This is a genomic window from Micromonospora sp. NPDC048063 (assembly GCF_043202855.1).
Taxonomy (GTDB): Bacteria; Actinomycetota; Actinomycetes; order Mycobacteriales; family Micromonosporaceae; genus Micromonospora.
Genome location: NZ_JBIDBG010000001.1, coordinates 250,400 through 263,019, shown reverse-complemented (window position 1 = coordinate 263,019; position 12,620 = coordinate 250,400). Strand labels below are relative to the sequence as shown.

The window sequence follows — 12,620 nt, the reverse complement described above, 5'->3', positions numbered from 1 at the left end:
GCGTGACGTCTCCGACGACGAACCGTCCCGACTCGCCGGTGGCGGCTGCGATGGATAGGGTCGGTGACGGTGTGCCGGGAAGCCTGGTCGGCAGCTACCCCCTGCTGCCCCGACACCAAGGTGAACCTCACGCATGAGCGACCGCGCCCCGCACACCGGCCCTTCCCGCCCGACCCGCCGGCTCTTCTCGCGTACGTCCTGGCCGGAGGCCCGCTTCCTGGCCGACGTACTGCGGACCGAGACGGTCGGCGGCGGTCTCCTCCTGCTCGGCGCGGTGATCGCGCTGGTCTGGGCGAACTCGCCCTGGGAGTCCGCCTACCAGACCCTCGGCGGCTGGGTGCCGTGGGCCGGCGGGGCTGCGCTGCACCTCGACCTGAGCCTCTCCGCCTGGGCGGCCGACGGCCTGCTCGCGGTCTTCTTCTTCGTGGTCGGGCTGGAACTGAAGCGGGAATTCGTCGTCGGCGAGTTGCGGGACCCGCGGCGGGCGGCCCTGCCGGTGGTCGCGGCGGTCGGCGGAATGGCGCTACCGGCGCTGATCTACGTCGCGGTCAACCTGGCCGCCGGCGGCGACGGCCTGCGGGGCTGGGCCATTCCCACCGCGACGGACATCGCCTTCGCCCTGGCCGTGCTGGCCATCATCGGCTCCCACCTGCCGCAGGGCCTGCGGGCCTTCCTGCTCACCCTCGCGGTGGTCGACGACCTGCTCGCGATCACCGTCATCGCGATCTTCTACACCGACGACTTCAGCCCGCTGCCGCTGCTCGCCGCGCTCGCCCCGATCGCACTCTTCGGCCTGCTCGTGCAGCGCCGCAGGACCTGGTGGTGGGCCCTGATCCCGCTCGCGGTGGCCGCGTGGACGCTCGTGCACGCCTCCGGGGTGCACGCCACCGTGGCGGGCGTCCTGCTGGGCTTCACGGTGCCGGTCCTGGGCAGGGACGGCGACACGCACGGGCTCGCCGAGCACCTGGAGCACCGCTGGCGCCCGGTCTCCGCCGGCTTCGCCGTGCCGGTCTTCGCGTTCTTCGCGGCCGGGGTGTCGCTGCGGGGCGCCGACCTGGGCGCGATCGTCACGGACCCGATCGTGATCGGCGTCGTCGCCGGCCTGGTGGTCGGCAAGGCCGTCGGGATCTTCGGCTCGACGTTCCTGCTCGCCCGCTTCACCCGGGCCCGGCTCGACGAGGACATCACCTGGGCCGACCTGCTCGGGGTGGCGCTGCTCGCCGGGGTCGGGTTCACCGTCTCCCTGCTGATCGGCGAACTCGCGTTCGGCGCCGGCAGCGCGGCCGACGACAACGTCAAGGCGGCTGTGCTCACCGGCTCGGTGATCGCGGCGCTGCTCGCCGCGGTCGTGCTGGTCCGGCGCAACGCCGCCTACCGGCGGATCGCCGAGGCGGAGGCCGTGGACACCGACCGCGACGGCGTGCCGGACGTCTACCAGCGCGGGGACGGCTGACCCGGACGGCCGAGGGCTGATCCGGGACGGCCGACGGCTGATCCGGGACGGCCGACGGCTGATCCGGGACGGCTGCGGCCGGAAGCCGCGCGGAACTCCGGCGGAACGACAACCGGCCCGCCGGAGCCCGGACGGGTCAGCGGCGCCGCTCGGCCGCCCGGCGCTCCTCCTGCTCGTCGGCGAGGGCGTCACTGACCGGCTCCATCAGGTCGTCGGCCGGCACCCCCACCTCCTCCGCCCGGTCCTGCTCGTCGGCCCGCCCGCCGGCCGGCGGCTGCGGGGCGGTGGCGTCTCCGGCGAAGCCGTACTCGTTCGGCTCGTCATGCTTGCTCATGTCGGCAGTCCTCCCGCTTTCTCCGGTTTCGCCTCCTACCGCAACGGTAGGTGGTGATCCTCTTGCCCGCTGGAGGCCGCCGATAGTCGTGGCGGCGCCGCGCCGGTGAGCGCGGCCCACAGCAGCCGGCGCAGCAGGACGATCGCCGCCGCGGCCGCCAGCTCCGCCCAGCCCTGGTCGACGGCCAGCCGCAGCAGGCCGGCGGCCGTGAGCAGGTCCAGCAGTACCCGCAGCGCGCAGCGCCAGGAACGCGTGCCGACCAGCGCCGCCAGGCCGGCGAGCGTGGCCAGCGCGGTGGTGGCGGTGGCCAGGACACGGGTCACCTGGCGTGCTCCGTCTCCCCCACCTGCCGCTGCTCCTGGCGGATCTCCCGACCGAGGAAGTAGTTCAGCGCGGTCCGGATGGTGGCGATGGCCGCCAGCTGCCCGATCTGGGTGAAGGTCGGCGAGACCGCCGTACGCAGGATGTCCGCCGCGAGCTGGAACTCCAGCCCGAGGGTGAGGAACCGCCCCAGGGAGAGGCGGATCGGGGTGAACACGGCGGCGCTGCGGTGCCGCAGCCCTTCGACCACGAACCGCAGCGCCGCCCAGGCCGCGCCGACGAAGATGACCACCGCGCCGGCGACCTCCACCGCGGTGACCAGCAACTGGTAGCCGTGGCGCAGCACCTCCTCGACGCCCACCCGCTGGCCTTACCCGGCCCGCCGGGCGGTAGTCGGGGCATCAGGTGAGCTGCGCGACCGCCTCCAGGATCAGCCAGAGGCCGCAGATGGCGAAGAGCGCGGCGGCCCCGTACTTGATGGTCTTCTCCGGCAGCCTCCGGCCGAGCATCCGCCCGACCAGGATGGCCAGCGCGTCCGCCGCCACCATGCCGACCGTCGAGCCGAGCCAGGTGCCGAACCAGCCGTACTTGGTGGCGAGGGTGATGGTGGCGAGCATGGTCTTGTCGCCCAGCTCCGCCAGGAAGAACGCGACCGACACCGCCACGATGGCGGACTTGCTGGTCTTCTCGGCCTTGCGCTTCTCCTCCTCGGTGAGCGTGTCCCCGCGCAGGGTCCACGCGCCGAAACCGAGGAACGCGAGGCCCGCCACCAGCGAGATCCACTCCGTCGGGAGCGCGGCGCCGAGGCCGTAGCCGATCGCCACCGAGGCCAGGTGCACGACGGCGGTGGCGACGGTGATGCCGATCAGGACCGGTACGGGTTTGAAGCGGGTGGCGAAGGTCAGGGCCATCAGCTGGGACTTGTCGCCCAGCTCGGCGACGAAGATGACGCCGAAGCTGACCACCAGCGCGACGAGGAAACCTTCCATGACATCCTTCCGGATCACGCCGGGAGGAGGTACGGGGGCGCCCTCGACCCGGCTGCGACAGCCTGAGTCGAAGGTCTCGCCCGCCCCGATGACGAGGCCGCGTGGCCGGATGCGGAACGCACCAGTGTGTCGACCACGACATTGGGGGCTACTCCCCTTCGCGCCGCCCAGCCTAGCCGACCACCGGCGGGGCCGGGCGCCACGGGTGAAGATCGTCACGCGCCGCCGGCCGGCCGGTCCCGGTCACTCCGCGCGGGCCAGGGTGACGCCGAACAGGCCGTCCGGGTCGGTCCAGAAGTCGTGGACGCCGAAGCGGGCCGCCGCCAGCTCCGCGGCGATGCCCTCGGGCCGGAACTTCGCGGACACCTCCGTGCGCAACTCCTCGCCCTCGGCGAAGGTGACCGCCAGGTCGAGCACCCGGACCCGCATCGGCCGGAGCGCGCGCAGCCGCATCTCGATCCACTCCCGCGCCGGGTCCCAGAGCGCCACGTGGGCGAACGCCTCCGGGTCGAAGTCGGCGCCCAACTCCCGGTTGACCACCCGCAGCACGTTGCGGTTGAACTCGGCGGTGACCCCGGCCGCGTCGTCGTACGCCGGCACGACGACCGCCGGGTCCTTGACCAGATCGGTGCCGATCAGCAGCCAGTCCCCCGCCTCCAGGGCGCCCCGCATCGCGCCCAGGAACCGCGCCCGCTCGGCCGGCAGGAGGTTGCCGATGGTGCCGCCGAGGAAGAGCACCAGCCGCCGCCCGCCGGTCGGCAACCGGCCCAGGTGACGGGTGAAGTCCCCCACGATGCCGCGCACCCGCAGCCCCGGGTAGTCGGCCGCGATCTCGACGGTGGACTGGCGCAGGGCGCTGACCGACACGTCCAGCGGCACGAACGTGCCGAGGCCGCCCCGCCGGGTGAACGCGTCCAACAGCAGCCGGGTCTTCTCCGACGAGCCCGAACCGAGCTCGATCAGCGTCTTCGCGCCGGTCAGTTCGGCGATCGCGCCCGCCCGTTCGGCCAGCACGGCGCGTTCGGCCCGGGTCGGGTAGTACTCCGGCAGCCGCGTGATCTCCTCGAACAGCTCGCTGCCACGGGCGTCGTAGAACCACTTGGGCGGCAGCCACTTGGGCTCGGCCGTCAGGCCGGCGCGGACGTCCTCCCGCAGGCTGCGGCCGAGGTCCTGCTCCTCGAGGTGGATCTCCAGCGGCTCGGCGCCCATGTCTTCCCCTTCGTCGTCGGAACGTCCCTGTCGGCCGGCGGTCAGACCTCGGCGAGGGCGCGCAGACGCACCCCCGTCGCGGTCGCCTCCACCAGTTGTCCGTCCGGCACGGCCTGCCAGCCGGGGTCGTCGTCGTGCGGTTCGGACGCCAGCAGCACCGAGGCCGGGGTCGCGCGGATCGACAGCGCGTGCCCGGCCACGCTGGCCACCACGGTGTGGCCGTCGGTGAGCAGCAGGTTGAGCCGGGACCCGGGGGCCGCCACGGCCACCGCCGTCACGGTCTCGGCGATCGCGCGGGCAGGCTTCACCCCGGCCCGCAGCCGGTGCCGGACCAGCGCCCAGAGCAGCGCCGAGTCGGTGGCCGCGTCCAGGGTGAGCAGGTCACGTACGGGCAGGGTGCCGGCGAGCGGGACCATCGTGTCGGGCCAGCCCCGCACCACGCCGTTGTGGCTGAACAGCCAGGGCCCCTCGGCGAACGGGGCGGCGGCCCCGTCGAGCACCGCCATGCCGACCGTGGCGGAACGGACGGCGGCCAGCACCGCGCCGGCGGAGGTGACCGCCGCGAGCTGCGCGATCGTGGGGTCGCTCCAGATCGGCTGGGCCCGCCGGTAGCGCACCGGCTCGCCGGAGCCCGGATACCAGCCGACGCCGAAGCCGTCGGCGTTGATCGTCCCGCCGCCGCGCATGTCGCGCGGCGCCCAGGACTGCCGCACCAGGGCGTACGGCGGGTCGAACAGCAACTCCCGCAGGGTGACCGGCGGTCCCAGGTAGGCCAGGTGGCGGCACATCAGGCGGCCGTCCTCACGGCTGCGACTCCTCTGGCCGGGCGTCGCGGGCGCAGCGGAAGCCGCTGAAGATCTGCCGCCGGATCGGGTAGTCCCAGTTGCGGAAGGTGCCCCGGCAGGCGACCCGGTCGGTGCCGAACGACCCGCCCCGCAGCACCTGGTAGTCGTCGCCGAAGAAGACCTCCGAGTATTCGCGATAGGGGAACGCGGTGAAGCCCGGATGCCCCCGGAAGGTGGTGGAGGTCCACTCCCACACGTCGCCGATGAGCTGGTGCACGCCCAGCGGCGAGGCGCCCGCCGGGTAGGCGCCCACCGGGGCCGGCCACAGGTGCCGCTGCCCCAGGTTGGCGTGCTCGGCGGTGGGGTCGTCGTCACCCCACGGGTAGCGGCGGGAACGGCCGGTGGCCGGATCCCAGCGGGCCGCCTTCTCCCACTCCGCCTCGGTCGGCAACCGCTTGCCGGCCCAGGCCGCGTACGCCTGCGCCTCGTGGTGGCAGACGTGCACCACCGGCTCGTCGTCGCGGACCGGGGCCCACCGCCCGAAGCGCAGGTAGGCCCAGCCGTCGCCGTCGCGCCGCCAGTGCATCGGCGCGGACAGCCCCGCCTCCCGGCGGTGCCGCCAACCGGCTGGGCTCCACCAGCGCGGGTCGTCGTAGCCGCCGTCGGCGATGAACTCGCGGTAGCGGCCGTTGGTCACCGGCGTGGCGTCGATGACGTACGCCGGCAGGTGGACCCGGTGGGCGGGGCGCTCGTTGTCCAGCGCCCACGGGTCGGTGTCGGTGCCCATGGTGAACTCACCGGCCGGCACCAGCACCTCGCCGCCGACCCGGGTCCGCGGCTCCGGCGGCGGCGGGGCGTGCAGCACCGCCGGGCCGGCGCGGAGCTGGTGGGTGGCGAGCATCGTCTCGTCGTGCTGCTGCTCGTGCTGCACGATCATGCCGAAGGCGAAGCCGTCGGCGACCAACGGACGGTCGGTGAACGCCACCCTGTCCAGCAGGTCGAGCACCTTGTCCCGGACGGTGAGCAGGTAGGCGCGGGCCTCCTCCGGCGGCAGCAGGGGCAACGACGGGCGGTCCCGGCGGGGCTGCTTGAACGCGTCGTACAGGTCGTCGATGTCCCGCCGGACCGGCTCGCGGCCACCCACGTCCCGGACCAGCCAGAGTTCCTCCTGGTTGCCGACGTGCGCGAGGTCCCACACCAGCGGGGACATCAGCGGCGAGTGCTGCCGCACCAGGTCGGCCTCGTCGACCGCCTCGGTCAGCAGCGCCGTGCGGGCGCGGGTGCGTTCCAGCTCCGCCGCGATCCGGCTGCGCAACCGCTCCGCGCCCGGCCGCTGCGTGGTCGCTCCGGTCACGCGTGCCTCCTCCCCGCGGCGGCCCGTCGCCGCCGTACGCCTCGGTCGATGTCGTCGTGCAGGGCCGCCGGCAGGCCGAGCCGGGGCAGGGCGGTCAGGGCCAGGTCGAACAGCTCCACGGCGGCGGCGGCCAGCGCCGGGTCGCGCAGGCCGTGCCGGGCGGCGGCGCGCCAGCGGTGCGCCACCGGGCCGGCGACGGCGCGGGCCGCGTGCACGGTGCCGGGCTCGGCGAGCAGGGCGGCCACCACCGCGAGCGCGACCGCCCAGCCCCGGCCGGGCTGTGCGTCGAGGTAGCGCAGCTCCAGGTAGCCCCGGGGGCGCACCGGCGGGAACAGGGTGCTCACGTGGTAGTCGAGGTCGTCGGTGGTCGGCGGTCGGGGCAGCGCCCCGTCGACCCAGTCGGCGAAGCTGACGGCCGGCGGCGGCGTCCAGTCGGGACCGCCACCGCGTACGCAGAGCAGCGGCGCGGCGAGGACGTAGTCGGTCCAGGCGGCGACCGGGTCGACGTCGGCCCGCGCCGGCGTCCACACCGGCCGGGTGCGGGCCGGGTCGATGGCGAACCAGGCCGCCATGCGCGCGGACGCCCAGCCGGTGGCCCGGCCGGCGTGCCGGGCGGCCGTGGCGAAGGCGGCCAGCAGGGGCGGCCCGAGCGCGTGCGCCGTCGCCCAGCGGGCCGGCAGGTGCTCCGGCTCCCCGGCGTCCAGGCAGACCTGCAGGCCGGCGGTGCTGTACATCATCGTCCGGCCGGCGGCGCCACGCCGGTCGAAGACGTGCCGCATGGCGCGGTAGCGGGGGGTCTCGACCACCGCCCGGGGCGGCCGGTGGGGGTCGATGCCGCTCTGCCCGAGGACCAGCCCGGCGGTGGCGAGCAGGCCGCTCAGCTGGGCGATGTCGCCGTCGGTGGCCTGGACGAGGGTGGCGAGCGAGGTGCGGGGCGCGGTGGAGATCTCCAACTGCCCGCCGGGCTCGACGGTCACGGTGCCACCGTGACGGAGCGGTGCGGCGGGGCTCGCGCGGTCGAGGGTCGGGGGGCTGTGCCGCCCCAGCGCCGCCCGGAGCCGCTCGCCGTCGACGGGGCGGGCGGGGTCGGCGGCGTCGTGCACGGTCCATTCGAGTTCGACGCCGGTGTGGGTCGGCGGGCCGGTCTTGAAGCAGATCCGGGCGAGGTGACCGGCGGCTGCGGCGCGCTCCCGCAGGACGATGCTCCGGTCGAGTTCCGGCGACGTCACCACAGGACGGTCTCCCTTCCCCGCGCCGACTTCCGGGCCATGTCACCGTAGCGCCGCCCACCGTCATCGGCAGGGCGTCGGCGGCCCACCACTTCTGTTTCTAACAGACGGATTTCGCGGGGTCGGCCGGAACGAGCAGGGCAATCAGCCGGTCGCCTCCGGGGACGGTGCCGTCGTGGGCTCGGCGTTCTTCGGCTCGGCCTCGGGCGCCAGCTCCCGGCAGAAGTCGTCGACGTTCTCCCGGCCGCCCGCCGCGGTCACCACGCCGGCGTACGCGGAGCTGTCCAGCGCCTTCTCCCGCTGGGCCGGCGGCTTGGCCAGGTACGCCTGACAGAGCCCCCGCATCTGCTCGGTGCGCTGCTCCGGCGGTCGTGGCCCGCCACCGCCCGGGGCGCCGGGGGTGGCGGCACCGGACGTGGGGGCGGCGGACGGGCCGCGCGAGCCGTCGGTGGGCGCGTCGGAGGGGGTGCCGCCGCTGCCGGTGGCGCCGGTCGACCCACCCTGCTCCGTACCCGTGGTGGCCGGTGCCGGCGTGGCCGGGCGCGGCGGCGGGGCCGGGTCGTCGGGGCGGTCCAGGGTGACGGCCGCGAAGGCGGCGCCCGCCGTCGCGGTGACCGCGATTCCGGCGGCCCAGGCCACGGCGCCGGCGGTGAACCGGCGTCCGCGCGGTGGCCGCGTCGCGGCGGTGGCGGCGGGCGCGGCGGCGCGGGCGGCCCGGAAGGCTGCCAGCGCGCCCTCCTCGCCGGCCAGTTCGCCGGGGCGGGCGGGGGCCGCCGCGGCCGAGAGCAGCCGGGCGAGCGACTCCGGGCCGGCGTCGGGCGAGCCGGCGCGGGCCGCGTCGAGCAGCCGGTCGGACTCGGCCCGGTCGGCGGGCCGCTCGTGCCGGCGGAAGGTCATCTGATTCCCCTCACGTCAACCGTCCGCCGGCTCGGCGTGCGGCGCCTGCCGCCGACCGGCGCGCGGACGCGGCGGGGTGGCTCCCTCGGTGTCGGCCGGCGGCTGGGACAGGTCGTAGCGTGTCATCAGGGCGGCGAGGCGGCGCAGACCCCGGTGGGCGGCGGTGCGCACGGCACCGGGCCGGCGGCCGAGCACCCGCCCGGCGGTCTCGGCGTCCAGCCCGATGACGGCGCGGAGCAGGACCGCCTCGGCCTCCCGGGGCGGCAGGGTGGCGATCAACGCCAGCGCCGCCTCGGTGCCGATGGTCTCGCCGGCCCGTTCGGCGGTGTCAGCGTCGCCGGCCAGCTCGCTGAGCGCCTGCACCGGCACCGGCAGCGACGGGCGGCGGCGTTGCCGCCGCAGGTGGTCCATGGCCCGGTTGCGGGCGATGGTCACCGTCCAGGCCCGGAACTCGCCGCCGGTGAAGCTGGGCAGGTCGCGGGAGATCTGCAGCCACGTCTCCGACGCGACGTCCTCGGCGTCGGCGCCGACCAGGGCGGTCAGGTACCGCAGCAGACCGGGTTGGAGGCTGCGGTAGAGGAAGCGGAAGCCGTCCTCGTCGCCGGCCTGCGCCGCCGCGACCGCGTCGTTCAGCTCAGCGGACACGGGACCGCCACTTCCGCTTCCCGGACGCGCCGGGGTGGCGCACGCCGACCCGGGCGTGCGCGACGCCAGCACGGTCCGGCACCCGGACCTGATCCCGCACCCTCAGCCCCCCGCTGACCTGGTCACGCCCGGGACCGCGGCGGCCCGGACGGTAGTTCTGGACTCTCGCCACGGCGGCACGGCCGGCGGCGCGGCGCCGGCGACGCCGTGGGGCGGGCCCGAGTCGGGCTAACGGTAGGAGCACCGGGCCGATCGGACAAGTCGGCCCCGGTCGGCAAAAGAGTGAGAATTATCTACCTGATCGGGTGGCGGGTCGCCGTAACGCGGCGCGCGCCCGCGACGCTGCGCCCGTGCTGGAGGGGCGTTCGTCCAGCGTACGGTGGCGACGGGCGGATCTCGTCACGGGGCGTCCCCGGACGGTCACACCATATCGGAGGCGACCGCCGGCACACAGCCCCCGACGGGGCGGCCCGCGCCGGTGGGCCGGCCCGCTCACCGCGCGCCGTTCTCCGCCGCTCTGGGTACGGTGGTGCTGTGTTGTCATCGGAGGTCGTACTCAGCGGTCGGTACCGCCTGGACGAGCGTGTCGCCACGGGCGGCATGGGCGACGTCTGGCGGGCCAAGGACCTGGTCCTCGGCCGTCAGGTCGCGGTCAAGGTCCTGCTGCCCGCCCTGGTCTCCGACCCCGATTTCATCGCCCGTTTCCGCGCCGAGGCACGGATCATGGCCGCTCTGCGGCACCCCGGCATCGTCCAGGTCTTCGACTGCGGCGAGGACGACCTGCCCGACGGCGGCCGGGCCGACTACCTGGTCATGGAGTTCGTGACCGGCCAGCCGCTGTCCAAGCGGATCGAGGCCGCCGGCCGGCTCGACGTCGGCGAGACGATGGCGATCGTGGCCCAGGTCGCGCAGGCCCTGCACGCCGCGCACCTCGGCGGGATCGTGCACCGCGACGTCAAGCCGAGCAACCTGCTGGTCCAGGAGGACGGCAGCGTGGTGCTGGTCGACTTCGGCGTGGCCCGGTCGACGAACGTCACGAGCATCACCAGCACCAACGCGGTGCCCGGCACCGCGCTCTACATGGCGCCCGAGCAGGCCGCCGGCCGGCCGGTCTCGGGGGCCACCGACATCTACGCCCTCGGTGCCGTCGCCTACTGCTGCCTGAGCGGCAGCCCGCCGTTCACCGGCGACAACCCGCTCCAGGTCGCCGTCCGGCACCTCGACGACGAGCCACCGGAGCTGCCGCACGACATCCCGGAGGCCGTTCGCGCGCTGGTCTCCCGCGCCCTGGCGAAGGATCCGGCCGACCGGTTCAGCAGCGGGGCCGCGATGGCCCAGGCCGCCCGCGCCGCGGTCTCCGACCCGTCGGCGGCGACCGCCATGGTGCCCGCCCCCGGCGTCGCCGCGCTGCGTGGCGCCGACCCGGGCACCCGCACCGACGTCCCGGTCGTGCCGGCCGCGGCCGGGCGGAAGAAGCGCCGCGGCCCCCTGGTGGGCGCGGCCGCGGCGGTGCTGGTGGCGTTGGCGGGCCTCGGCGCGGCGCTCGGCGCGACGAGGGACACCGACGCGCCCGCGGTGAACGTGCCGAAGACGACGGCGCCGGCCGCCGTGCCGAGCGCGGAGGCGCCGACCGAGCAGACGCAGAACCCGGACCGGGGTCGGCCGTTCCGGCCCGCCGGGTCCACCTCCAGCCCGTCGCCGTCGGCCACCGTGCCGCCGGAGTCGCCCCAGCCGAGCCAGACGGCCGGCCCGGAATCCCCGGGGCCGACGGGCAGCACGGATCCGACGCCGCCCGGCGGCGGCTCTTCTTCGGGCCCGCCGACGGGGCCCGCGACGCCGAGCGGCGGGCCGAGCACCCCGTCGGACGACACGAACAACCCGCCGGGTGGCGGGGGCGGCGGCGCGGCGACGGACCGTTCGGCCTGATCTCGGCACCCGTGCCGCCGCGCGCGCCGGCGGCGATCCCGCCGTTCGGGCGCTCCGGTGACGCACTGTCGACACTCCACGTACCCCGGCAGCACCGGTAATCCCAAAACGGACTTACGGGTACAGAGATCGCTCTAGGCTCCCAAGCAGGTTGTTTCCGTCTGCCTCGGGAGTCCGGGTGAGCGTTGAGAAGTTGGTCGTCATCGGCCAGGGGTACGTCGGCCTGCCACTGGCCATGCGGGCCGTCGAGGCCGGCCTGGACGTGATCGGCCTGGACGTCGACTCCGACCGGGTCAAGCGGCTCGCGTCGGGCGAGTCGTTCGTCGAGGACATCCCCGCCGACCGGCTGGGCCGGGCGCTGGCCAGCGGCCGGTACCACCCGAGCACCGAGTACGCCGACGCCGAGGGCTTCGACATCTGCGTGATCACGGTGCCCACGCCGCTGCGCGACGGCACGCCCGACCTCAGCTTCGTCGAGCAGGCCGGCATCGGCATCGGCCCGTACGTCCGGCCGGGCTGCGCGGTGGTGCTCGAGTCGACCACCTACCCCGGCACCACGGAGGAACTGCTGCGCCCGCTGCTGGAGTCGGCCAGCGGGCTGCGCAGTCCGGGCGACTTCCACCTCGGCTACAGCCCCGAGCGGATCGACCCGGGCAACCAGACGTGGCGGCTGGAGAACACCCCGAAGGTCGTCTCCGGGGTGGACGCGGACTCCCTCGCCCGGGTGGACGGGTTCTACCGGCGGATCGTGGAGCGGACCGTGCCGGTGGGCTCCACCCAGGTGGCCGAACTGACCAAGCTGATCGAGAACACCTTCCGCCAGGTCAACATCGCCCTGATCAACGAGCTGACCATGCTCTCCCACCACCTGGACATCGACGTCTGGCAGGCGATCGAGGCGGCCGAGACGAAGCCGTTCGGATTCATGCCGTTCCGGCCGGGCCCCGGCGTCGGCGGGCACTGCCTGCCGATCGACCCGTGCTACCTGTCATGGCAGGTCAAGCGGCGCCTCGGGCGGCAGTTCCGGTTCATCGAGCTGGCCAACGACGTCAACCACGAGATGCCCGAACACGTGGCGCAGCGGATCATGGGCGGGCTGAACCGGACCGGCCGCACGATCAGCGGGGCCCGGCTGCTGCTGCTCGGGCTGGCGTACAAGAAGAACACCGGCGACATGCGCGACTCCCCCGCGGTCGACGTGGCCCGCCGCCTACAGGCGCTCGGCGCGGACGTGCGGGCGGTGGAGCCGTACGCCGAGCCGCACCACATCCCCGGCGGGGTCCTCGTGGTGGAGCTGACCGAGCGGGAGATCCGGGCGGCGGACGCGGTGGTGGTGGTCACCGACCACGACGTCTTCGACTACGACCTGGTCGTCCGGCACGCCCGGTACGTCTTCGACTCCCGCAACCGGTGCTCCGGGCCGGTGGTGGAGCACCTCTAGACCCGGCACCGCTGGCCGGTCCCGCCACCCGGGCGGG

The 12,620-nt window shown here is 75.0% G+C and carries 13 protein-coding genes; 3 read left to right on the top strand and 10 right to left on the bottom strand.

Annotated elements, in window-relative coordinates; translation table 11 throughout:
- Positions 1 to 133: 133 nt before the first annotated feature.
- Complete coding sequence (nhaA, locus tag ACGFZ2_RS01230; protein ID WP_393448861.1) at positions 134 to 1,453, top strand: Na+/H+ antiporter NhaA; 1,320 nt, start codon at positions 134 to 136, stop codon at positions 1,451 to 1,453.
- Between the two features lie 136 nt (positions 1,454 to 1,589).
- Here nhaA and ACGFZ2_RS01225 read toward each other — a convergent pair whose 3' ends face one another.
- The 10 genes from ACGFZ2_RS01225 to ACGFZ2_RS01180 form a co-directional block, all read right to left on the bottom strand.
- Complete coding sequence (locus ACGFZ2_RS01225) at positions 1,590 to 1,787, bottom strand: hypothetical protein (RefSeq protein WP_393448858.1); 198 nt, start codon at positions 1,785 to 1,787, stop codon at positions 1,590 to 1,592.
- A gap of 35 nt (positions 1,788 to 1,822) precedes the next feature.
- A complete protein-coding gene (locus ACGFZ2_RS01220) occupies positions 1,823 to 2,110 on the bottom strand; it encodes a hypothetical protein (protein WP_393266086.1) in 288 nt (95 codons plus the stop codon).
- Positions 2,107 to 2,469 carry a DUF1622 domain-containing protein gene (locus ACGFZ2_RS01215; protein ID WP_393266088.1) on the bottom strand — a complete coding sequence of 121 codons (363 nt, stop codon included), beginning with the start codon at positions 2,467 to 2,469 and terminating at the stop codon, positions 2,107 to 2,109. Before ACGFZ2_RS01215 ends, ACGFZ2_RS01220 begins: the two co-directional genes overlap by 4 nt.
- Positions 2,470 to 2,509: 40 nt before the next feature.
- The gene (locus ACGFZ2_RS01210) at positions 2,510 to 3,097 is read right to left on the bottom strand and encodes a TMEM165/GDT1 family protein (protein ID WP_357699458.1); all 588 of its coding nucleotides are present in this window, start codon (positions 3,095 to 3,097) and stop codon (positions 2,510 to 2,512) included.
- A gap of 243 nt (positions 3,098 to 3,340) precedes the next feature.
- Complete coding sequence (gene egtD / locus ACGFZ2_RS01205) at positions 3,341 to 4,306, bottom strand: L-histidine N(alpha)-methyltransferase (protein ID WP_393266091.1); 966 nt, start codon at positions 4,304 to 4,306, stop codon at positions 3,341 to 3,343.
- 41 nt (positions 4,307 to 4,347) lie between these two features.
- Entirely contained in the window at positions 4,348 to 5,094 is a 747-nt protein-coding gene (gene egtC / locus ACGFZ2_RS01200) for an ergothioneine biosynthesis protein EgtC (protein WP_357699454.1), read from the bottom strand.
- Between the two features lie 13 nt (positions 5,095 to 5,107).
- Complete coding sequence (egtB, locus tag ACGFZ2_RS01195; protein ID WP_393266094.1) at positions 5,108 to 6,445, bottom strand: ergothioneine biosynthesis protein EgtB; 1,338 nt, start codon at positions 6,443 to 6,445, stop codon at positions 5,108 to 5,110.
- Entirely contained in the window at positions 6,442 to 7,677 is a 1,236-nt protein-coding gene (egtA, locus tag ACGFZ2_RS01190; RefSeq protein WP_393448855.1) for an ergothioneine biosynthesis glutamate--cysteine ligase EgtA, read from the bottom strand. The genes egtB and egtA overlap by 4 nt, the downstream gene beginning before the upstream one ends.
- A gap of 141 nt (positions 7,678 to 7,818) precedes the next feature.
- The gene (locus ACGFZ2_RS01185; RefSeq protein WP_393448852.1) at positions 7,819 to 8,571 is read right to left on the bottom strand and encodes a hypothetical protein; all 753 of its coding nucleotides are present in this window, start codon (positions 8,569 to 8,571) and stop codon (positions 7,819 to 7,821) included.
- 15 nt (positions 8,572 to 8,586) lie between these two features.
- Complete coding sequence (locus ACGFZ2_RS01180) at positions 8,587 to 9,216, bottom strand: RNA polymerase sigma factor (protein WP_393266101.1); 630 nt, start codon at positions 9,214 to 9,216, stop codon at positions 8,587 to 8,589.
- A gap of 534 nt (positions 9,217 to 9,750) precedes the next feature.
- On the opposite strand from ACGFZ2_RS01180, the gene ACGFZ2_RS01175 reads away from it, so the two are divergent.
- Together ACGFZ2_RS01175 and ACGFZ2_RS01170 are read left to right on the top strand one after the other, a co-directional pair.
- Positions 9,751 to 11,142, top strand: coding sequence for a serine/threonine-protein kinase (locus ACGFZ2_RS01175; RefSeq protein WP_393266104.1), 1,392 nt, complete (start codon positions 9,751 to 9,753; stop codon positions 11,140 to 11,142).
- Positions 11,143 to 11,320: 178 nt separating this feature from the next.
- The gene (locus ACGFZ2_RS01170; protein WP_350707623.1) at positions 11,321 to 12,583 is read left to right on the top strand and encodes a nucleotide sugar dehydrogenase; all 1,263 of its coding nucleotides are present in this window, start codon (positions 11,321 to 11,323) and stop codon (positions 12,581 to 12,583) included.
- Positions 12,584 to 12,620 lie beyond the last annotated feature (37 nt).

Excerpts from the sequence above, each read along its gene's own strand:
- ACGFZ2_RS01225 (WP_393448858.1), bottom strand. The coding sequence starts at position 1,787 with ATGAGCAAGCATGACGAGCCGAACGAGTACGGCTTCGCCGGAGACGCC.
- egtD (WP_393266091.1), bottom strand. The coding sequence starts at position 4,306 with ATGGGCGCCGAGCCGCTGGAGATCCACCTCGAGGAGCAGGACCTCGGC.
- egtC (WP_357699454.1), bottom strand. The coding sequence starts at position 5,094 with ATGTGCCGCCACCTGGCCTACCTGGGACCGCCGGTCACCCTGCGGGAG.
- ACGFZ2_RS01210 (WP_357699458.1), bottom strand. The coding sequence starts at position 3,097 with ATGGAAGGTTTCCTCGTCGCGCTGGTGGTCAGCTTCGGCGTCATCTTC.
- nhaA (WP_393448861.1), top strand. The coding sequence starts at position 134 with ATGAGCGACCGCGCCCCGCACACCGGCCCTTCCCGCCCGACCCGCCGG.
- ACGFZ2_RS01185 (WP_393448852.1), bottom strand. The coding sequence starts at position 8,571 with ATGACCTTCCGCCGGCACGAGCGGCCCGCCGACCGGGCCGAGTCCGAC.